At 56.8% G+C, this 21,346-nt stretch carries 19 protein-coding genes; 4 read left to right on the top strand and 15 right to left on the bottom strand.

Annotated features, from left to right (window positions below):
- Nucleotides 1–16: 16 nt before the first annotated feature.
- The 15 genes from cmk to ACLGL1_RS02460 all read right to left on the bottom strand — a co-directional run bounded on the left by cmk (nt 17) and on the right by ACLGL1_RS02460 (nt 14,760).
- Nucleotides 17–673 (bottom strand): (d)CMP kinase, encoded by a 657-nt coding sequence (cmk, locus tag ACLGL1_RS02530; protein ID WP_411007224.1) that lies wholly within the window; start codon nt 671–673, stop codon nt 17–19.
- Complete coding sequence (locus tag ACLGL1_RS02525) at nt 664–1,938, bottom strand: NAD(P)/FAD-dependent oxidoreductase (RefSeq protein WP_411007223.1); 1,275 nt, start codon at nt 1,936–1,938, stop codon at nt 664–666. Before ACLGL1_RS02525 ends, cmk begins: the two co-directional genes overlap by 10 nt.
- Before the next feature lie 131 nt (nt 1,939–2,069).
- The gene (gene rny, locus ACLGL1_RS02520; RefSeq protein ID WP_411007222.1) at nt 2,070–3,608 is read right to left on the bottom strand and encodes a ribonuclease Y; all 1,539 of its coding nucleotides are present in this window, start codon (nt 3,606–3,608) and stop codon (nt 2,070–2,072) included.
- A 189-nt stretch (nt 3,609–3,797) separates the two neighbouring features.
- Nucleotides 3,798–4,232, bottom strand: coding sequence for a regulatory protein RecX (locus ACLGL1_RS02515; RefSeq protein ID WP_411007221.1), 435 nt, complete (start codon nt 4,230–4,232; stop codon nt 3,798–3,800).
- Complete coding sequence (gene recA / locus ACLGL1_RS02510) at nt 4,229–5,386, bottom strand: recombinase RecA (protein WP_411007220.1); 1,158 nt, start codon at nt 5,384–5,386, stop codon at nt 4,229–4,231. Before recA ends, ACLGL1_RS02515 begins: the two co-directional genes overlap by 4 nt.
- A complete protein-coding gene (locus ACLGL1_RS02505; RefSeq protein WP_411007219.1) occupies nt 5,386–6,486 on the bottom strand; it encodes a D-alanine--D-alanine ligase family protein in 1,101 nt (366 codons plus the stop codon). The genes recA and ACLGL1_RS02505 overlap by 1 nt, the downstream gene beginning before the upstream one ends.
- Nucleotides 6,486–6,971: a DUF456 domain-containing protein gene (locus ACLGL1_RS02500; protein WP_411007218.1), complete on the bottom strand. Its 486-nt coding sequence runs from the start codon at nt 6,969–6,971 to the stop codon at nt 6,486–6,488. Before ACLGL1_RS02500 ends, ACLGL1_RS02505 begins: the two co-directional genes overlap by 1 nt.
- Before the next feature lies 1 nt (nt 6,972).
- Complete coding sequence (locus tag ACLGL1_RS02495) at nt 6,973–8,244, bottom strand: aminotransferase class I/II-fold pyridoxal phosphate-dependent enzyme (protein WP_411007217.1); 1,272 nt, start codon at nt 8,242–8,244, stop codon at nt 6,973–6,975.
- A gap of 27 nt (nt 8,245–8,271) precedes the next feature.
- Nucleotides 8,272–9,546 carry a GTPase HflX gene (gene hflX, locus ACLGL1_RS02490; protein ID WP_411007216.1) on the bottom strand — a complete coding sequence of 425 codons (1,275 nt, stop codon included), beginning with the start codon at nt 9,544–9,546 and terminating at the stop codon, nt 8,272–8,274.
- Nucleotides 9,543–10,127 carry an orotate phosphoribosyltransferase gene (pyrE, locus tag ACLGL1_RS02485; RefSeq protein WP_411007215.1) on the bottom strand — a complete coding sequence of 195 codons (585 nt, stop codon included), beginning with the start codon at nt 10,125–10,127 and terminating at the stop codon, nt 9,543–9,545. The genes hflX and pyrE overlap by 4 nt, the downstream gene beginning before the upstream one ends.
- On the bottom strand, nt 10,124–10,840 hold the full coding sequence (gene pyrF, locus ACLGL1_RS02480) for an orotidine-5'-phosphate decarboxylase (RefSeq protein ID WP_411007214.1): 717 nt from the start codon (nt 10,838–10,840) through the stop codon (nt 10,124–10,126). The genes pyrE and pyrF overlap by 4 nt, the downstream gene beginning before the upstream one ends.
- Nucleotides 10,830–11,771, bottom strand: coding sequence for a dihydroorotate dehydrogenase (locus tag ACLGL1_RS02475; RefSeq protein ID WP_411007213.1), 942 nt, complete (start codon nt 11,769–11,771; stop codon nt 10,830–10,832). Before ACLGL1_RS02475 ends, pyrF begins: the two co-directional genes overlap by 11 nt.
- A complete protein-coding gene (locus tag ACLGL1_RS02470) occupies nt 11,764–12,540 on the bottom strand; it encodes a dihydroorotate dehydrogenase electron transfer subunit (RefSeq protein ID WP_411007212.1) in 777 nt (258 codons plus the stop codon). Before ACLGL1_RS02470 ends, ACLGL1_RS02475 begins: the two co-directional genes overlap by 8 nt.
- Nucleotides 12,537–13,838 (bottom strand): dihydroorotase, encoded by a 1,302-nt coding sequence (locus ACLGL1_RS02465; RefSeq protein ID WP_411007211.1) that lies wholly within the window; start codon nt 13,836–13,838, stop codon nt 12,537–12,539. The genes ACLGL1_RS02470 and ACLGL1_RS02465 overlap by 4 nt, the downstream gene beginning before the upstream one ends.
- Nucleotide 13,839: 1 nt before the next feature.
- Nucleotides 13,840–14,760 carry an aspartate carbamoyltransferase catalytic subunit gene (locus ACLGL1_RS02460; protein ID WP_411007210.1) on the bottom strand — a complete coding sequence of 307 codons (921 nt, stop codon included), beginning with the start codon at nt 14,758–14,760 and terminating at the stop codon, nt 13,840–13,842.
- A 177-nt stretch (nt 14,761–14,937) separates the two neighbouring features.
- On the opposite strand from ACLGL1_RS02460, the gene ACLGL1_RS02455 reads away from it, so the two are divergent.
- The 4 genes from ACLGL1_RS02455 (at nt 14,938) to ACLGL1_RS02440 (ending at nt 21,076) form a co-directional block, all read left to right on the top strand.
- Complete coding sequence (locus tag ACLGL1_RS02455; RefSeq protein WP_411007209.1) at nt 14,938–16,185, top strand: adenosylhomocysteinase; 1,248 nt, start codon at nt 14,938–14,940, stop codon at nt 16,183–16,185.
- A complete protein-coding gene (locus ACLGL1_RS02450; protein WP_411007208.1) occupies nt 16,178–18,925 on the top strand; it encodes a helicase C-terminal domain-containing protein in 2,748 nt (915 codons plus the stop codon). The genes ACLGL1_RS02455 and ACLGL1_RS02450 overlap by 8 nt, the downstream gene beginning before the upstream one ends.
- 332 nt (nt 18,926–19,257) lie before the next feature.
- A complete protein-coding gene (locus ACLGL1_RS02445) occupies nt 19,258–20,157 on the top strand; it encodes a LysR family transcriptional regulator (protein ID WP_411007207.1) in 900 nt (299 codons plus the stop codon).
- Between the two features lie 175 nt (nt 20,158–20,332).
- Nucleotides 20,333–21,076 carry a cyclase family protein gene (locus tag ACLGL1_RS02440; protein ID WP_411007206.1) on the top strand — a complete coding sequence of 248 codons (744 nt, stop codon included), beginning with the start codon at nt 20,333–20,335 and terminating at the stop codon, nt 21,074–21,076.
- Nucleotides 21,077–21,346 lie beyond the last annotated feature (270 nt).

Raw genomic sequence — 21,346 nt, 5'->3', positions numbered from 1 at the left:
CTTAAGTTGCCAACGGTTATTTTCGAATCAAGCCTAAAATATATTCAGAAACGTCCTCAATCCCCATATGACTGCTATCTAGGTAGACGGCATCTGCTGCTTGAACCAGGGGGGCGACCGACCGCTGGCGGTCTTTTTCGTCCCGGTCGGCAATTTCCTGGGCAATGGTTTCAAAGGCAACCTGGTCACCTTGACTGGCCAGTTGGTCCATCCGCCGGCGGGCCCTTTCTTCTACGCTGGCGGTCAGAAATATTTTCAGGTCCGCTTCGGGCAAGACAACGGTACCGATATCCCGGCCATCCATGACTACGTCAGCCTGGGCCGCCAAGTGTTGGATCCGGTCGGTCACCAGCTGGCGGACTGATGGCAGGGCGCTGTAGGCAGAGACCCTTTGGGAGACCGCATTGTCCCGGATCGCTTCTGTCACATCCCGGCCATTGGCCCAAACCTGCTGGTAGCCGGCCTGGTTGGTGGTCAAATCCAGGCTGAGCTGGTCTAAGAAGACTGCCAGGCCAGGGCCTTCTTCCGGAGGCTGGTCTTCCTGCAGGGCCAGCAGGGCCACTGCCCGGTAGAGGGCCCCGCTATCAATGTAGATAAAGCCCAGGTCATGGGCGATTTTTTTAGCAATGGTACTCTTGCCGGCACCGGCCGGGCCGTCAATGGCTATTTGCATGGGCTCCCCTCCCCGTCAAAATAAGCTGCATAGGCCTTGGCTGCATGGCCGGCCACATAGCCTGTTGAAAAGGCAATTTGCAAGTTAAAGCCCCCGGTATTGGCGTCAATATCCAGCAATTCTCCGCAGGCATAAAGGCCTGCATGGCTGCGGAGGGCCATGGTTTTTGGTGCCACCTGGCCTACAGCAATCCCCCCGGCGGTGACAATGGCTTCCCGCAGGGGCCTGGGCCCGGTCACCGTCAGGGGCATATTTTGCAGCAGGTGGCCCATCTTCAACCGGTCGGCCCGGGTCAAGTCCAGCATCCGCTGGGCCGGGTCCAGTTGGGCTTCTGCAATAAAGGGGCTGATGAGTTTCTGCGGCAGGAGGGGCTTTAAACCATTGACCAGTTGCTTACGGCCATCTTTTTTAATCATCCGCAAGAGCCGGTCATCCAACTGTTTCTCATCCAGGGCGGGCTTCAGGTCAACGGTGGCCTGAATGGGGCCCGGGTGGTCCTGCCAGTAATCTACCAGGCGACCGCTGGCGCTCAAGATAATCGGCCCGGAGACCCCGAAATGGGTACACATCATTTCTCCAAAATCGCTATAAATCACCTTGCCCTCGGCCGTAAAAATAATGCGGATATTCCGCAGGCTAAGCCCTTGAGCTGCCTGGACCCAGCCCGGCCGGCAAGCAAGGGGTACCAGGGCCGGCCGCGCCGGCACCACTGCGATACCCAGGTCTGCCGCCAGCCGGTAACCGTCACCGGTCGAGCCGGTGGCCGGGTAAGAGGCCCCGCCGGTGGCCAAAACCAGGGTCTTACCGGTATAATCGCCGGCACTGGTCCGGACGGTCCAAGACTGGTCCTTGTTTTGCACCACTTCTTCCACGGCTGCCTTGGTCTGAACGGTGACTCCTGCCTCTTTTAAGGCGGCCAGGAGTACGTCCAGGATGCTCTGGGCCCGGTCGCTTTCTGGAAAGACCCGGCCCCCTCTTTCCACCTTCAAGGGGCAGCCCCGGTCTTCAAAAAAGGCCCGCACCTCCCTGGGCCCTAAGCGGGCTAGGGCCGAATAGATAAACCGGGGATTGCGGTGAATGTGTTCAATTAATTGGTCCTGGCCAAAGTCTGTGGTGACGTTACACCGCCCCTTGCCAGTAATGAGAAGCTTTTTACCTAAATCCGGCATTTTTTCTAAAAGGGTGACCCGGGCACCCCCTTCAGCCGCGGCAATAGCGGCCATCATACCGGCCGGACCACCGCCGGCTACCAGTACATCTTCCATCCTACACCTCGCCTCGCCTACGGCTTTCGCCAGTGCCGTAGCCAATCATTATATTTAAATGATTGTAGCACGCTTTACTATAACTCGCAAGATAAGAGCCAAGCCCCTGTCTGCAGACAGGGGCTTGGCTCTTATTTCGCGTAATCAACATTTCTGGTTTCACGAATGACAACGACTTTAATTTGACCGGGGTACTGCATTTCCTGCTCAATCCGTTTAGAGATATCAAAGGCCATTTTGGCGCTTTTAGCATCGTCTACTTTTTCCGGTTTGACAATCACACGGACTTCACGACCAGCTTGAACGGCGTAGGTTTTTTCTACCCCTTCAAAGTCAGATGCAATGTCTTCTAATTGAGTGAGCCGACGCAGGTAGTTTTCCAAGGTCTCGCGGCGAGCACCCGGGCGGGCAGCAGAAATCGCATCCGCTGCAGCCACCAGGACACTTTCCACGCAGTTGGGTTCAACATCCCCATGGTGGCTGACGATGGCATTTAAAACACCCTTCGGTTCCTGGTATTTCCGTGCCACTTCAGCCCCCAGGGTCACGTGAGACCCCTCTGTTTCATGGTCAAGGGCTTTACCGATATCATGTAAAAGACCTGCCCGTTTGGCCAAGCTCACATCACATTCCAGCTCGGCTGCGAGTAAGCCGGCTAAGTGGGCCACTTCAATGGAATGTTTCAGGACATTTTGGCCATAGGAGGTTCGGTACTTGAGGCGACCGAGGAGCTTCACCAGTTCCGGGTGAATGCCGTGGACGCCGGTGTCAAAGACCGCCTGCTCCCCAGCTTCCCGGATACTGGCATCGACTTCTTTCTGGGCTTTGGCAACCATCTCCTCAATGCGGGCCGGATGAATCCGTCCATCTACAATGAGTTTTTCCAAAGCCAGCCGGGCCACTTCACGACGAACCGGTTCAAAGGCAGACACGACCACCGCTTCCGGAGTGTCATCAATAATTAAATCGACACCAGTTAAGCTTTCGATGGTCCGGATATTGCGCCCTTCGCGCCCGATAATCCGCCCCTTCATTTCATCGTTGGGCAACTGGACCACAGATACGGTTGTTTCCGCGACATGGTCAGCGGCACAGCGCTGGATGGCGCCGCCAATGATTTCACGGGCAATTTTATCGGCCTCATCTTTGGCTTCGTTTTCTTTGTCTTTAATCATGACGGCCAAATCATGATCGATTTCTGTTTCAACTTGTCGGAACAGCTGGTTTTTCGCTTCTTCATTGGTCAAGCCGGCAATCCGCTCTAATTCCGCTTTTTGTTCTTCAATTAAGCGGTCAATATCGTTTTTTGCCTCAAAGACGGCTTGTTCCCGTTCAAGCAGCTTTTCTTCCTTTTGTTCTAAACTATCTGACTTGCGGTCTAGAATGTCTTCTTTCTGGACCAACCGCTTTTCAGTGTTTTGAACTTCGGCCCGTCTTTCCCGGGCTTCTTGTTCCGCTTCGTTGCGAATTTTGTAAGCGTCGTCTTTCGCTTCCACCAGCGCTTCTTTTTTAAGGGTCTCTGCCGACCGATTGGCATCTTCTACAATCCGCTTGGCTTCTGTTTCTGCAGAGCCGATCACTTTTTCAGCGCTCTGCTTACGCAGGACATAACCGGCGGCACAGCCAACAATCAGGGCTACAAGACCAACAGCGATGATGGTTAATTCCATAAAGGCCTCCTTCCTCCGATTAGGTGGGCTCCGGACAAAAAAACAAACCGAGCTGCCTCGGTTTGTCGGTATCAATAATTGATCTTCCCGCCCTACGGGCAATCCAAAGGGATGCGAAAACACTTATTTACACCGCAGATGCGGAGCCTCTTTACAATTTTACGAACTAGAACAAATATTGTCAAGCCATTATAAGAATTCCTCCAACCCCCGGATCAGGTCGCCGGGAAATCCCTTGCCAGCTACATAGCGGAGGGCCTGGACATGGGTCCGCCCCCTTTTGCGGGCCTTCAGATAAAAATGTTTCACAAACCTTTTTTCCAAGTCAACCGGTAGGTTTGCCGCCAGGGCAGCCTGGAGGGTGGCCTCATCAACCCCCTTGTCACGGAGCTCCTGGCGCAGGCGCAAGGACCCGCAGGGGTGGAAGCGCAATTTATCCCGGATATAGGCGGCGGCGTATTCGGCATCGTCTAGGTAGCCGTAACTGTATAGCCAGGCCACCAGGGCCTCTATGTCCTCAAGGGCCAGGTCCAGCTTTTCCAAGTGAAGGCGCATTTCCTGCTCTGTACGACGACGCGGCGCTAAAAATTTTAGCGCCGCGTCTTTATGCCTCTGGCTGATCATAGGTCCTCCAGGTTGTCATCATCTAAAAAGTCTTCGTCCAGGAGGGCATTCATTTCATCCACAAAACCGTCATCCACAAGGGGCTCTTTATCTTCTGGAGTGGCCTTCGCCCCCTCTGCAGCTGAAGGCTCTTCCACCCCAGCCATAATCAATTGGCGGATTTCTTCCATGAGCTCAGGGTTTTCTTCCAGGAAGGCCTTGGCGTTATCCCGGCCTTGACCGAGCCGTTCATCCTTATAGGAATACCAGGACCCACTCTTGTTAATAATGCCCATTTCAGCGCCGACATCCACAATGCCGCCGGAAATGGAAATCCCCTCCCCATACATGATGTCGAATTCGACCTTCTTGAAGGGCGGGGCCACCTTATTTTTGACCACTTTAACGGAGGTCCGGTTCCCGGTTTGCTCGTCCCCTTTTTTAATGGCCATGCCCCGACGGACTTCCAGGCGGACAGAACTGTAGAACTTCAGGGCCCGGCCACCGGTGGTCACTTCCGGATTCCCGTAGACGACACCGATTTTTTCCCGAACCTGGTTAATGAAAATAAGGGTCGTCCCGGTCCGGGCAGTGTTGGCCGTCAGCTTCCGCAGGGCCTGGCTCATGAGCCGGGCCAAAAGGCCGACATGGGTGTCCCCCATTTCCCCTTCAATTTCTGCCCGAGGGGTCAGGGCGGCAACGGAGTCCACGACGACAATGTCAACGGCCCCACTACGGACCAGGGCATCGCAAATTTCCAGGGCCTGTTCCCCGTTATCCGGTTGGGAAATCAGGAGGTTGGCTGTATCCACCCCGATATGCTCGGCATAGATGGGGTCCAGGGCGTGCTCTGCGTCAATGAAGGCGGCCGTCCCACCGGTTTTTTGGCATTCGGCAATAATATGTAAGGCAACAGTGGTTTTACCGGATGACTCTGGCCCGTATATTTCCGTAATCCGGCCGATGGGAATCCCCCCGATACCCAGGGCCTTGTCCAGGGCCATGGACCCGGTAGAAATGGCTCCAATGTCCAGCTTGTCCTGGTCGCCCAGCCGCATGACGGCCCCGGCACCAAAACGTTCGTCTATATCTTTAATCGCACGTTTTAGGGCGGCTTCCCGCCCTTCCCCTTCTACTCTGGTTGCACTCTTTTTTTTCGACTCTTTTTTAGCCATTATATCCCTCCTAAGGTAATCGCATTGGCATCAACCTCCGCCCGTTGGGCGATGGCGAGTTCGACCAATTCCCGGCAGAGGGTTGCTAAGTCTTTCCCACTGGCAGCCCACATCTGGGCGTACATACTGATCTCTGTAAAACCGGGCAGGGTGTTGACCTCATTGAAAAGGAGCCGGCCGCTTTCTTTTTCAATAAAGAAGTCTACCCGGCAGAGGCCGCACATGTCCAGGGCCCGGTAGATTTTCAAACCGGTGGTCTGCACGGCTTCAGTGGTTTTTTCATCTAGGTTGGCCGGGCAAACGGTCCGGCTGACCTGGCTTTCATACTTACTGTGGTAGTCGTAAAAGGCCTGGTCGGCCAGGATTTCGCCGGGGAGCGAGGCCACCGGCTGGTCATTGCCCATAACCGCCAACTCTATTTCTCTTTTTTCAACAGCCCGTTCCACCATGATTTTACGGTCATAGCGGGCGGCCTGGTCAATGGCATAGATAAGCTCATCCCGGTTCGTAGCCTTGTTGATCCCAATGGAAGACCCCCCATTAGCCGGCTTGACAAAGACCTCTGCCCCGGCGAATTGCCGAGCCAGGTCTTCTAAGACCCCGGTCTGGTCCTTCTGCCAGCGCTTCCGCAGGAGGGGGGCATAGTCCGTCTGGGCAATGCCGTGACATTTGGCAATATCCCGCATGTAGACCTTATCCATCCCAACGGCCGAGGCGCCAACGCCGGCCCCGACATAGGGCAGGCAGCACATATCCAAAAAGCCCTGGAGCCGGCCATCCTCTCCGTAGGTCCCGTGGATAATGGGGAAGACCACATCCAGCTCGCAAATGGGCTGGAGGTCAAATAAGCGGTATACAGTGCCACCGGGCCGGGGCATCATGGCCACTTCGCCGGGGGCATTTTCAACCGGGTCAAAGGTCAGGATATCTTCTTCAGCGATCGGTCCATACCAGCGGCCATGCCGGGCAATGCCAATGGCGACCGGGGCAAAACCGGCCTCCCGCAAGCCCCTCATCACAGTACAGGCAGACTTCCGGGAAACCTCGTATTCTTCCGAGGGGCCGCCAAAGAGGACACCCACTGTCAGCGGGGCCGTCATTAGGCGACTCCTTGTAAGCGGAAGATGGCATAGACCGTAATGACCATGGCCACCACCAACTGGACAGAGGACCCAATGGCCGTCCCAATTAAGGACCCGGCCGCTGCCCGCAGGGAATGGGGCAGGGACCGTTGCCGCTTATACTCCGCTAAAATCGCCCCAACAATCCCCCCTAAGAGGGTCCCGGGGATATTCAAAAGGAGGCCGCCCACCACCGAGCCCACCAGGGCCCCAATGGGGGCCATATTGGAGGCGCCAAATTTTTTGGCCCCAATCATGGCCCCACCGTAGTCCAATACCGAGGTTAAGACCGCTAAAATGCCAACCACCACCACAAACACCGGTGAATAGGCCGTCCAGCTGTCAAAAAGTCCATAAACCAGGATACCGGCAAAAATCAACCACATACCGGGCACCATCGGCACAAAGGTACCAAGGGTCCCTACAAGCAATACAATAATCAGCAGCCATGCATAGACATCCATCTTAAGCCTCCAATCTTTGGCAAGCAAGCGTCACTGCATATACAACATGTGCATAGGATAATCCCCCTTGCATATACCCAATATAAGGGGCCCGCAAGGGGGCGTCAATGGATAATTCGATCGAAGAGCCCTGGGTAAAGGTCCCCCCGGCCATAATGACGGCGTCCTCATAGCCGGGCAAGAAGGCGGCTTCCGGGTGGACATAACTTTCCAGGGGCGAGGCCGCCTGGATCCCTTCTGCAAAGGCCAGGAGGGGCGCCTCTGCCCCAAAGCGGATGGCCTGGATAATATCCGTCCGCCGGTCAGCCGGCCCTGGTGATACCGCAAAGCCCCGCTTTTCCAGCATAGCTGACGCAAAGATGGCCCCTTTTAAGGCTTGCTGGACAATCAGGGGGGCCATGAAGAGGCCCTGGAAGGCCGGCCGGTTAAAGTCCAGGGCACTGCCCACTTCAAAGGCAATGCCCGGCGCGGTCAGCCGGGTCGCCGCCCGCCGGACCAGGTCTTCCCGACCGGCAATATAGCCCCCGCGCGGAGCTAGGGCGCCGCCCGGATTTTTTATCAGGGACCCGGCGATAATATCTGCACCGGCAGCCAGGGGCTCTTCTTCTTCTACGAACTCCCCATAGCAATTATCTACAAATATAATGATATCAGCGAACCGGTCTCGAATCAATGACGCAATCCGCCGAATTTTTTCGATGCTAAGGCTGGGCCGCCAGAGGTAGCCCCGAGACCGTTGAATGGAGATGACCTTGGTTTGGGGGCCAATGGCCGCCAGGACCGCCTGGTCATCAAAGTCGCCATCGGCTGTTAAAGGAACCACCTGATGCCGGACCCCGAGGGCCTTGAGGGACTGGGGGTCATCACCGGTTTCACCAATAATGGTCTGGAGGGTGTCATAGGGCATGCCACTAATGGAGAGTAATTCATCGCCCGGCCCTAAAAGGGCAGATAACACGGTGGAAATGGCATGGGTCCCGCTGACAATATTGGACCGGACCAGGGCACTTTCGGCCTGAAAGACCCGGGCCCAGACCTCTTCCAGCTTGTCCCGGCCAATATCTCCGTAGCCATAGCCGGTCGAGCCATGCAGGTGGAAGTCGCCGACGTTTTCCGCTTGAAAGGCCGCTAAAATCCGTAATTGGGCGGCATTGGTCATTTCATCGACCCGGGCGTAGGCTGCTGCATACCGCTCTTCGATTTCACTGATTTCTGCCAGGGCGGCCTCCTTGATGCCGCATTGCTGGGCTAATTGTCTCTGAAAAGCATTCATTGTTGGGGCAGGTTCCTTTCTATTGCTTTAATCTTGATCATCTTCCGGCCCTTTAATATAGGGGCCAAAGGGGCCGGCCAGCCGGTCCCGGTCCCCGCGCAGGTAAAAGGAAATGCCTGCTTCCGTGGCCGATAGCTGGGAAACTTCACCGCTTTCATGGGCCAAGGCCAGGAGCCGGGCCCCTTCGGCGCTATTGGGCAGACGGACCGGCTGGGCAAAAAGGCTTTTCTCCGCCAGGGGCCTGAGGGCCTGCCAAAAGGCGTCAAAGCCTTGGCCGGTCTTAGCCGAAAGGGCCACCACCGGCTCATCCTTAAAGAAGCCTCCCAGGTAGGGGCTTTCATCCAGCTGGTCAGCCTGGTTGGCCACATAGAGCATGGGAATCCCCTCCCCACCCAGGTCCCGGAGGAAGTGGTTGACCACCCGGATCCGGTCTTCATAGCCCTCATCGGCGACATTAAAGAGGTGGATGAGGACATCGGCCTCTTTGACAATTTCCAGGGTTGCCTTAAAGGCAATGGTCAGTTCCGGGGGCAGGTCTTCCATAAAGCCCACCGTATCGGCCATAAAGTAGAGCTCTCCCAGGGGAGAGCTGACCCGGCGGGTCGTTGGGTCGAGGGTGGCAAAGAGCCGGTCTTCAGCGTAAATATCGCTGCCGGTCAGGGCATTTAAGAAGGTGCTTTTGCCGGCATTGGTATAGCCCACGATAACCACAAAGGGGTGGGGCTGGGCTTCCCGGGCGGCCCGCTGGACCTGACGTTCAGCGCTGACCTTCTTAAGGTCTCGCTGGACCTGGGCCAGGCGGCGCCGGATATGCCGACGGTCTGTTTCCAACTGGGTTTCCCCCGGTCCCCGGGTCCCAATCCCGCCCCCCAGCCGGGACAAGGCGGTCCCTTGGCCGGTCAGGCGGGGGAGCAGGCGGGCCAGTTGGGCCCCTTCTACCTGCACCCGCCCCTCTCGGGTCCGGGCCCGCTGGGCAAAGATATCCAGGATGAGGGTCGCCCGGTCGATGACCTTCCGGTCAAGGGCCTTTTCCATGGCCCGAGTCTGGGAGGGAGTCAGGTCCCGGTCAAAAACAGCCACATCAATATCTGCTGCTGCCATATAGGCCGCTGCCTCTTGGGCCTTGCCCTTGCCCAGCTGCCGCTGGTCGCCCCGCAGCTTTTGGGACAGGGTATCGACCACTTCCAGGCCGGCGCTATCGGCCAGGGCCAACATTTCCGCCTGGCGCCGGGCGATGAGGTCCGGCTGGCTGCCTTCCGCCGGCAGGAAGATCAGCAGGGCCCGTTCTTTCTCGTTACTCAAATCCCCGGGCGACTCCCCGGCTTATTAATAGGCAGGCCTTTCTGGCACAAGGGGCAGGCGTCGGGCTGGTAGGTGCCGGCCTCTAGGGTGATAAGAGACCGGTGGGGCACCGTCAACTTGAGGGTATTCCCATGGGTCCGGTCAATGATGGACGCTGCCCCAATGACATCAGCGCCCAGGCCTTGTAAGAGTTCAACCACTTCCTGGGCTGACCCGCCTGTGGTTAACACGTCTTCCGTCACTAAGACCCGGAGGCCCTTGGTCACGTGGGGCTCAAAGCCCCGCCGCAGGGTCATGACCCCCTCCTGCCGTTCTGCAAAAATCGTGGGGACATTTAAGGCCCGGCCCACTTCATAGGCCACTAAAATACCGCCAATGGCCGGTCCCACAACCATTTCCGGCTTTTCATCCCGCCAGAGGTCGGCCACCTGCCGGCAGATTTGCCCTGCCAGAGCCGGGTGCATCAGGAGCTGGGCACATTGAACGTATACATCGCTATGTAAACCACTGGAGAGCTTAAAGTGGCCCCTTTGGTAGGCGCCGGTGTCTTCCAGTATTTTTAAGGCTTCCTCTTCTTTCATTTCTGCTCACCTTCCCTTAGGTCTTGAAGAATCTGTCGGGCCGCTTGCACCGGGTCTGCTGCCTGGCGAATCGGTCGACCGACGACAATAAAACTGGCGCCCTGTTGGGCCGCTTCAGCCGGCGTTAGAACCCGGCTCTGGTCCCCTCTATCTGCCCCTTTCGGCCGGATGCCCGGGCAAACAGTGACAAAGGGTTGGGGGATATCTTTAAAGAGGAGGAGGTCTTGGCCGGAGCAGACCACCCCATCCAGGCCGGCGGCCTTGGCCAGCTTGGCCAGGCGGGGAACAGCTTTTTCCGGCCCATCAGGGATGCCAATGGCAGCCAGGCCGGCCTGGTCCATGCTGGTTAAAACGGTCACCGCCACTACAGTCGGCACGTCAACCCCGGCGGCTTCGGCCCCTTCCTTGGCGGCTTCAGCCGCCCGCTGCATCATATCCACCCCGCCCAGGGCGTGGACAGTCAGGAGGTCCACACCGGTGCCGGCTGCCCAGCGGACAGCCTGGTGGACGGTATTGGGGATATCATGAAATTTTAAGTCCAGGAAGACCTTCCGCCGCCGCATCTTCAGTTCAGATAAAATCCGGCCACCGGAATTCAGGTAGAGCTCCAGGCCCACCTTATACCAGAGAACATCATCTTTCAGATCATCCACCAGGGCCAGGGCTTCCTCTGCTGTATCAAAATCCAGGGCTACAATCAGTTCAGTTGCCACCGGTATCCTCCTTCCAGGCGGCGCCGACCAGGTCGGTAATGGCCGCCACTTGGTATTTTTCGCAATAGGCCCGGAGCCCTTCAACCACCTGCATGGGGGCTAGGGGGTCGGCAAAGGCTGCTGCGCCTACCGACACCATCCGGGCCCCGGCCAAGATATATTCCAAGGCGTCTCTGGCCGTATCAATCCCGCCCATGGCCAGGATGGGGATATCCACCGCCTGGGCCACCTGCCAGACCATCCGCACCCCAACCGGGCGGACAGCCGGGCCGGACAAGCCTCCGGTGATATTGCCTAAAACAGGCCGCCGCTTATCGACGTCGATGACCATCCCCATCAGGGTGTTGATCATGGCCAGACCATCTGCCCCGGCCTCCTGGAGGCCCAGGGCAATTTCAACGACATCCGTCACATTCGGCGAAAGCTTCATAAGCACCGGCTGGCCGGCAGCCCCCTTCACTGCCTGGCAAACGGCTACTGCCTGGCTGCAGGAGGTCCCGAAGGCCATCCCACCGGCCCGGACATTAGGGCAGGAAATGTTCACTTCCAGCAAGGCCACATCCGGGCAGGCGGCCAGTTTTTCTGCCATCCGGGCATACTCGTCTACCGTATTGCCACTGATGTTGGCGATGATTTTTGTATCGGAGGCCGCCAGGCGGTCGCGCATCCGGGGCAGGATATCTTGGATAAAGGCGTCTACACCGGGATTTTCCAGGCCAATGCAGTTGAGCATGCCGGCCGGCGTTTCAACCACCCGGACGCCGGAATTTCCCTGCCGGGCTTGGAGGGTCAGGCCCTTGGTGGTCACTGACCCCAGGTCTTCAACGGGCACAAAGCTGCCGTATTCAATGGCAAAGCCATAGGTGCCTGAAGCGGTCGAAACGGGATTTTTAAAGGGAATCCCGCAAAAGTCTACCTGCATATTAACCATGGAGGTCCACCTCCTCAGCCCAAAAGACCGGTCCATCTGTGCAAACCTTGGCGTAAGTGGCCCTTGGGTCCGGGCGGGCACAGGTGCAGCCCAGGCAGACCCCGACGCCGCAGGCCATCTTCCCTTCCAGGGAGAGCTGGCAGGCCAGGCCCTTGTCTAAGGCCAGGCGCTGGACGGCTGATAGCATGGGCAGGGGCCCGCAGGCATAGAGGCGGGTGTCCGGATCCAGGTCCTCTAGGAGGGCGGTCACAAAGCCCCGGGTCCCGGCAGAGCCATCTTCCGTGGCGACCTGTACTTCCAGACCGGCCGCCTTAGCCCAGTCTAGGCCCGCTAGGGCAGCCTTATCCCGGCCCCCGACATAAAGGGCCAGGTCACTGGCCTTATCCTTTATGCCTTCCGCTAAAAAGCGGAAGGGGGCATGACCAATCCCCCCGGCGACCATGGCAACCGGCCCCCCCTTGGGGTCCAGGTCAAAGCCATGGCCCAAGGGGCCGATTAGTTCTATTTCATCGCCGGGCTGGAGGCCGGCCAGGGCCCGGCTCACATCTCCCACTTGCAGGATAGCCAGGGCGATTTCACCTTCTCGGACCGCATGGATGCTGATGGCCCGCTTTAAAAAGTTGGCCCGGGGGCGGCCCAGGCCGACCATGACAAATTGTCCCGGTTGGGCAGCGGCCTGAATAGCCGGCGCCTGGACCCAGACCACCAGCTCCCGGCCCAGGCTTTTTATTGCTGTAATGGGGTAGGGGCCAAAGTGCTTGTCAGTCATGCCTCTTCCCCCGGGGCGACGATGGCTCCATTCCGATAAACCAGGCGGCCGGCCCGGAGCACATGGACTGGCCAACCGGATAGGGTTTCCCCTTCATAGGGGCAGTTTTTCCCCTTGCTGTAGAAGGACTCCGGGTTGACTTCTTTTTCGGTATTGGGGTCGAAAATAAGGATGTCCGCTACCCGGCCCGGAATGAGGCTCCCCCTTTCCAGGCCCAGGAGGTCAGCGGGCCGGGCACTCATCAGGCGGACCAATTCACTTAAGGAGAGCTGGCCGCTGCCGACCAGGTGGGTCCAGGCCAGGGGGAAGGCCACCTCAATAGAGGAAATCCCAAACCGGGCCCGGACAAATTCACAGTCCTTCAGCTCGGCTGCATGAGGGGCATGGTCGGTGGCGATACAGTCGACGGTCCCATCCTGCAGGCCGGCAATCAGGGCCGCATTGTCTTCAGCCGTCCGCAAGGGCGGGGCTACCTTGGCAAAGGTATTGTAGCCCCGGACCTTTTCTTCGGTTAAAAGGAGGTGGTGGGGGGTGACTTCACAGCTAATGGGCAGGCCCTTGGCCTTGGCCTGGCGCACCATGTCCAGGCCCCGGGCTGTAGACAGGTGCTGGATATGCATCCGGGCCCCGGTCAGCTCGGCCAGCATAATGTCCCGCATGATGATGACATCTTCGGCCTCTTTGGGGGCGCCGAAAAGGCCCAGCTCTGTGGCCACCTTCCCTTCATTCATCACACCCCGGTCTCTCAGGCAGGGGTCTTCACAGTGTTCCATGAAGAGGGCGTCATAGGCCTTGCCATAGTCCATGGCGTTGCGGAGAAGACCGGCGTCCATAACCGTCTTCCCGTCATCGGTAAAGGCGGCGACCCCAGCCTCTTTCAGCATGCCGATTTCGGTGATTTCCTTGCCCATTTCCCCCTTGGTAATGGCCGCTGAAGGGATGACATCGGCATAGCCCAGGCGGCGAGACTTTTCCTGGATATAGGTGGCCATGGGCACGTTGTCAATCACCGGCTTGGTGTTGGGCATGCAGACCACCGTGGTAAAGCCGCCGGCAATGGCTGCCTTACTCCCGCTTTCCAGGTCTTCCGAGTCTTCATCGCCCGGGTCACGCAGGTGGACGTGCAGGTCAATTAAACCGGGAATGACATAGAGCCCCTCCAGGTCAACGACCTCTTCACCGGCCTCTGCCGGCAGGTCCGGCCCCAGTTCGGCAATGGTTGCTCCTTTAATGCGAATATCGGTGACGCCGTCAATGGCTTGTCCCGGGTCAACCAGGTGTCCATTTCTTAGTAGCATGCTATGCCTCCTCAGTCATGATCTTCAGTAATGCCATCCGGATGGCCAGGCCATTGGTGACCTGCTCATTAATCAGAGACCGGTCGCCGTCGGCCACTGATGGCTCTATTTCTACCCCCCGGTTGATGGGGCCCGGGTGCAGGACGATGGCATCCGGCTTGGCCAGGGCCAGGCGGCGGGGGTTCAACTCATAAAAGTGGGCGTATTCCTCTACAGAGGGGAAGAGGCCTGCATCCTGCCGCTCCAGCTGGATGCGCAGCATCATGATGACATCTGCATCCCGGCAGGCCTTTTCCATGTCTGGGCAGACGATGACGCCCTCATCGCTAATAGCCGGTGGGATAAGGGTACGCGGCCCAGCTACCCGGATGGTGGCCCCATACTTCCGGTAAAGGGCTATGTTGGACCGGGCCACCCGGGAGTGGAGGATATCACCAATAATGGCAATGGTTAGCTTGGAAAAGTCGCCTTTATGGTCGCTAATGGTCAGCCCGTCCAATAGGGCCTGGGTCGGATGGGCGTGGGTCCCATCACCGCCGTTGATGACGATGGCGTCTACATTCTCGCATAAAATCTTATGGGCACCGCTGGCCGGGTGGCGCATAATAATCCCATCCGGCTTGAGGCGGTTTAGGGTCGCCGCCGTATCCTTTAAGGACTCCCCCTTTTGCACACTGGAGGCACTGGCGACAATATTAACCACCTCTGCGCCCAGGTACTTTGCCGCTAATTCAAAGGACGTCCGGGTGCGGGTGCTGTTTTCATAAAATAGATTAATGACCGCCCGTCCATCCAGGTCATCCCGTTTCTTACGTGAACTCTGCAACCGGTCGCGCATGTCCCGTGCGACGGTAAATATATGGTCAATATCCTCAGGGGTCAGTTGAGCGATACTGAGCAAGTGCTGACCAATCATTAGCAACCTCCTCATTTTTTGATAAAAGTCCGAGCCGCCTGGCCCGGACCTACTTTTATTATACTGTTCATGCCCTGCCCCTGCAAGCATTTTACAAGCCCCGCCCCAGGGGCTCCCCTTGCACCCCTGACCGGTTCACCTTATAATATGGTTTGACTATACTGCCCTCGAAAGGAGTCTACCATGAAGAGTATTATTCGAGATATCTCCCTCGCCCCTGCAGGCTACGATAAAATCAACTGGGTCAAGGCCCATATGCCCATATTAAACACCCTTGAGGCCCGGTTCAAAGCACACCAGCCCTTTGCTGGGAAAAAAGTGGCCATCTGCCTCCATTTAGAGGCCAAGACAGCCTACATGGCCCTGGTCATCCAGGCCGGTGGTGCCGAAGTGGCCGTCGCCGGGTCTAACCCCCTATCGACCCAGGATGACGTTGTCGCCGCCCTGGTGGAAGAAGGGGTAACGGCCTTTGCCACCCACGATTGCAGTCCGGAAGAATACCATGACTACATCCGCCGGCTGGCTGAGTTTGAGCCTGACCTCTACATTGATGATGGCGGCGACTTCACCCAGCTCCTCCATGATGCCTATGAGGGCAAGCTCGACCATATGATTGGTGGCTGTGAAGAAACCACTACCGGCATTGTCCGGCTCCAGGCCATGGCCCGGGAAAGTGCCCTGAAGGTCCCCATGGTCGCCGTTAATAATGCCCAAATGAAACACTTCTTCGATAACCGCTATGGCACCGGCGAATCCGTTTGGAACGCCATCATGCGGGCCACCAACCTGGTGGTCGCCGGCACCACCTGCGTGGTCATCGGCTACGGCTGGTGCGGCAAGGGGGTCGCCATGCGGGCCAAGGGCCTCGGCGCCCGGGTCATCGTTACGGAAGTAGACCCCATCAAGGCCATCGAGGCCATGATGGATGGTTTTCGGGTCATGCCCCTGGTCGAAGCCGCCCCCCTGGGCGATGTCTTCGTCACCGTCACCGGTAACCGCCATGTCATCGACCGGGATGCCTTTGAACAAATGAAGAACCAGGCCATCTGCTGCAATGCCGGCCACTTTGATGTGGAAATCAACAAGGATGCCTTGGCCGATATGGCCAAAGACTATCGCCGGGTCAAGCCCAATATCGATGCCTACAGCTTGGCTGGCGGGCGAAAAATCTACCTCTTGGCAGAAGGCCGCCTGGTCAACCTCGCCGCCGGTGATGGCCATCCGGCTGAAATCATGGACCTCACCTTTGGCCTCCAGGTCCTCTCCTTAAATAGCCTGGTTGAAAACCGCCCGGCTCCGGGCCTCTATCCAGTCAGCCCGGCCATTGACCGGGAAGTGGCAGAAATCAAGCTCCAGGCCCTGGGCGTTGATATCGATCAGCTGACCGAGGGCCAAGCCGCCTACCTCAACAGTTGGTCCATCAATGATTAGTGGATTTGATCGCTTCGTTGCCCTGGACTTAGAGACCACTGGCCTGGAAAAGGATGCGGAAATCATCGAAATCGGCCTGGTCTTTGTCAATGGCGATAAAATCGTCGACCAATGGCAGACCTTTGTCAAGCCGACCAAGCCCCTATCCCGGGAGATCACCCGGCTGACCGGCATTACCCCCCGGATGTTGGAAAATGCCCCCAGCTGGGCGGACATCTGCCAGGACTTGGCTGACAAGCTGGAAGGCCGCCTCCTCCTGGCCCACAACGTCCCCTTTGACCGGGGCCGACTGGCCTATGCCTTTGGCGAGGACCTCCCCAATGACTGGCTGGACTCCCATGATATCGCCAAGCTCTTCCTGCCGACCTTGACCAGCTATAAGCTGGTAGCCCTGGCCGGAGAACTGGGCATTGACGACCCTGGCCACCACCGGGCCTTAAATGACGCCTATGTGGCCGCCGCCGTTACCCAGCGGCTATTCGCAGAAATCTGCCGAACCGACCCCTTCATCCTCCAGGATATGGCCAATGTCCTTGAAGCAGACAGCCCCCTCCGCCGCCTCCTGGAAGCGGCTGTCCCGATGGCTACTGCACCTGATGAAGACCTAGCCGAACCGGCCCTATGGGAAGAATCACCAGCCCCGGCCCTGGACTTTGACCATGCCCGGGACTTTTTCGCTGCTGACGGTCTCCTGGCCCAGGCCCATGAGGCCTATGAAGAGCGGCCTGAACAGGGGCAAATGCTGACCGTCATTGCCCAGGCCCTGGAAGAGCACAAGCACGCCATCATTGAAGCCGGCACCGGCACCGGCAAGAGCTTCGCCTACCTGGTCCCGGCCCTCCTCTGGAGCTACGAAAACGACAGCCGGCTCATTGTCTCAACGGCAACCATCACCTTGCAGGAACAGCTTTTCCGGTATGACCTTCCCTTCCTCCGCCGAGCCCTGGACTTTCCCTTCCGGGCCACCATCAGCAAGGGCCGGACCAACTACCTCTGCAAGCGCCGGTTTTACCAGCAGGTCAAAAATGCCGACCAGCTCAATCCGACCGAGCGCCTGTTTCTCAGCTCCCTGATCCGCCACCTGGACCGGGACCCCTCCGGAGACCGGGAACGGTTAAACCTCAATAAAATGGAGCACCAATACTGGCAGGGCATTGCGGCCACCGCAGATACCTGCCTAAACCGGCGCTGCCCCCACTTTAACGACTGCTATTACTTCAACAATAAGCGGGCCGCTGAAAAAAGCCAGGTCATCATCGTCAACCACTCCCTCCTCCTTCAGGATATGAAGCTGGAGGGCGGCATCCTGCCCCAGTATGACCAGGTCATCATTGATGAGGCCCACCACCTGGAAGACGAAGCCACCCGCCAGTGGACCGACACCGTCGACCTGGAACTCCTGCGGAAGTCCATGGCCGCCCTCAAGCGGCCCCAGGGTATTCTCAACCGCCTGAACACCAAGGCCAAGACTGCCCCGGAACTTGTTTTTGACACCGTCGAAATCGAAGAAATGGTCACCGGCCTAAGGGCCGATGCCGAAAGCCTGGAAGACCGGCTCAAGGCCCTCATCGACTTCGCCGTCAAACTGCCCGAATTAGACCGGGTATCCGATAAACGGTTAACGGACAAGGTCCGCAAGCAGGCCTGGTGGCAGGACCTATCTGCCGACCTGGCCGGCCTGGTCAACGCCCTAACCGCCTTTAACCGCAGCGGCAGACGGCTCCTGGACCGGGTCCGAGAGGCTGAAGAGCTTGAATCCCTCGCCAAAGAGCTGGGCTTCGCCCTGGATACCTTTACAGAAGCCCTGGAATGCCTGGCCCAAATCCTGGACGGGCAAAACACCGACCTGGTCCACTGGGTCAAAAGTGTCACTGCCGGCTGGGGGAATAACCTCCTCCTCTACAGCGCCCGCATAGACATTGCCCCCCTCTTAAAGGAAAAGCTTTTCAACGCCAAGGAAAGCGTCATCCTGACCTCGGCCACCCTGGCGGTCAACCGCCAGTTGACCTTCACCGCCGATAAGTTCCTCCTGGACCCGGAGACCTACCTGGCCTTTATCTGCAGCTCCCCCTTTGACTACCGGACCCAGTCCCTCATCGCCATCCCTACCGACCACCCGGACTATTCAAAGGTAAGCGATATGGACTATTCCTATAACGTCGCCCGGGACCTAACCGCCCTCATCCCGGCTGTTGACGGGGATATGCTGGTCCTCTTTACCAGCTATGCCATGCTCAACCGGGTCTACTTCGCCCTTAAAAAGGACCGCCGCCTGAGTGACTACACCATCCTGGGCCATGGCCAGGATGGCAGCCGGTCTAGTATTATTGCCACCATGCAGAGCAAACGCAAGACCGTCGTCCTCGGGGCCTCCAGCTTCTGGGAAGGGGTTGACGTCCCCGGTGCCCACCTGCGCACCGTAGTCATCGCCAAGCTTCCCTTTGCCCCGCCAACCATGCCCGTCGAAAGCGCCCGAGCCGAACGGATCGAGGCCCAGGGGAAGAGTGCCTTTAATAAACTCAGCCTCCCCCACGCCATCCTCCGCTTCCGCCAGGGCGCCGGTCGGCTGATCCGGTCCGCTAAAGACCACGGCGCCGTGATTATCCTGGATAACCGGCTCCTAAGTAAAAACTACGGCCGCCAATTTATCGGGTCTTTGCCCGACCAGCCCCTTATCACCGATAACATGGAAAACATCTCTAACCATCTTAAAGGCTGGTTCAAGGAAAACACTGACTAGCTCCAGGAACAATGAATAAAAAAACCTGCCTATGAACTGACCCCCTAAAGTTGGACCAAAAAGTCTAACTTTAGGGGGTCTCTGTATGGCAAAATATAGGTTGGATGTTAAACTTAAGATAGCAGAAACGTATCTGCCTGAAACCATCACTTACACGAACCCATTATGCGTTTTTTTATTTATCGCAATTCATTTTACAAGCCACTGTAAAAAGGCTAGAATAAAGCGAAAGATATTCAAATATTCATGAAATTCATTCAAGTAACTGAAGGGCAAAAGTCTATACAGCAGAAAACGCAGACGAAGATAACCCAGGGAGGAGGGGAAACTTTATGGTGGATATCAGCTATCGTATTTTTGAACTGGTGGTCAACACCAAGAGTCTGACGAAAACAGCGGAGATCGTACATCTGACGCCATCGGCGGTGAGCCACTCCCTGCGAAAGCTGGAAGAACGGTTGGGAATGCAGCTGGTAATCCGTGGGAGGGACGGCGTTAGGCTAACGGAGCAGGGAAAAGACCTGCTTCCATTTGTGCAGTTTGCCATCAAGGCAGAAGAGCGCTTACAGCAGGAGATCAATCGTATCTGTGATCTTCGCTCGAGCGTGTTGAATGTGGGCGTTTTCAGCAGTGTGGGCTGCAACTGGCTGCCAGATATTATTCGTCTCATGTACCAGCAACATCCGCAAATCGACTTACACATCCACGAAGGCAGCTACGCTGATCTAGAAGCGGGGCTGGCAGAAGGGCGATTAGACGTTGCCTTTGTTTCCTTGCCAGTGGAAGGCAACCTGATTGCCTACCCACTGACTCGAGACCGCTTGCTATGCCTGACAGCTCGGGATTTCCAGCCTAGCCACAATGACTTTGTAACGATTGAGGATATTGAGAAGGAGACCTTTATCTCGCCTCCTGCCGGATCGGATTTTGATGCATTGGCCTTTTTGCGAGCCAACAATATTGAGGTGTACAGTCCACATGTGCTGGGTGAGGATTCTGTCATCGTAGCGCTGGTGGAAAGCGGCATGGGCATCAGTATCCTGCCGGAGTTGGTGGTGCAGCGGGTCAAGAATAATGTGAAGGCCCATCCCATTGAGGGTGCACCCTTCCGTACGATCGGCATCGCAACTCAGAAAATTGAGTTGGTGACAGCGGCAGCAAGGGCTTTTGTTAAGGTGACGCAGCAATATATTGCGGAAAAATATCCGGATGAAAATCCGTATTTCCAGTAAAACTACAGCCAAGCAGCAGGGAAGCACTATGTGATTCTTTGCTGCTTTTGTCCGTATTGACGAAAATAATTCAATATCTTGTGAAATGAATGCACAACATGAGGTAAAAAATATGTTATGGTAAAAATAATTAAGGCGCTTTGTCGCAAAAATTACGACTTAGGAGGTATCGAAGGTGAAAAATGAGATGAACCATTCTGACCGCTCCCTTTGGACACTCTGCGAAGAATTGAAAAAACACCGCTTTGTCGAACTGTCTTACCCCTTATCTCCCGAGTCACCCCACTGGTCAGGTTTTTCTCCCATGATTGATGAAACGCTGTTTACCTACGCTGATGGTTTCTTCGTCAACAAGTTCCAGCTTGTCAGCCAATATGGTACCCACGTGGATGCGCCTATCCATTTTGTAGAGAACCAACGCGCCCTAGACAAGATTGGTGCAGAAGAAATGATCCTTCCCCTATGCGTGATCGATGTCAGCGACAAGGTAGCCAGGGATGTGGACTATGCCGCCACTGTCCAGGATATTCTGAGCTGGGAGGCGACCAACGGCCCCATTCCGAAGGCTAGTTTTGTGGCGCTGCGTACTGACTGGTGCAAGCGGGAAGACAAGGATAACCGTGACGCCGAAGGCAACAAGCACTATCCCGGTTGGAGCTTGGATGCTATCAAGTATCTGGTGGAAAAACGGAATGTGACGGCTATCGGACACGAGAGCTCTGATACCGACCCTCCGGTTGTTTCTAGTCAAGTTGGCTATGTAGGCGAGACTTATATTTTGGACCAGGGGCGCTATCAAATTGAATTGATGAGAAATCTCTATGAGCTGCCGGCCGTAGGAGCACTGATTGTATGCGGCTTCCCTATGGTGGTGGGAGGCGCCGGCTTTACTGCCCGTTGCTTTGCCATTTGTCCCTAACGGAAAAAGAGAATATCGTTATGAGTAAGAAAGCGAACCGCCCTAACCGCCCCAAGCAAGTTGGGTCGGTTTTTTCATTGAGCAAAATATCAAAAGAGTTCTTGTTCGAAAATATTCGAAAGGCCTAAACCAAACGTCTCTCCTTTAATGCCACAAATGACTCAATAGGTGCATACAGGCTACTAAGTTTTGCTTAGGTTGTCTCCCCCTCACCTTCCCTTCTCTGACAAATTTCGCCAGCCCCTCCGGCCCTACTCTTTTCAGCCAGCA

It is taken from the genome of Peptococcus simiae, from assembly GCF_046569735.1.
Classification (GTDB): Bacteria; Bacillota; Peptococcia; order Peptococcales; family Peptococcaceae; genus Peptococcus; species Peptococcus simiae_A.
The sequence above is the reverse complement of the archived record's forward strand: the minus strand, read 5'-3'. Positions and strand labels throughout refer to the sequence as shown.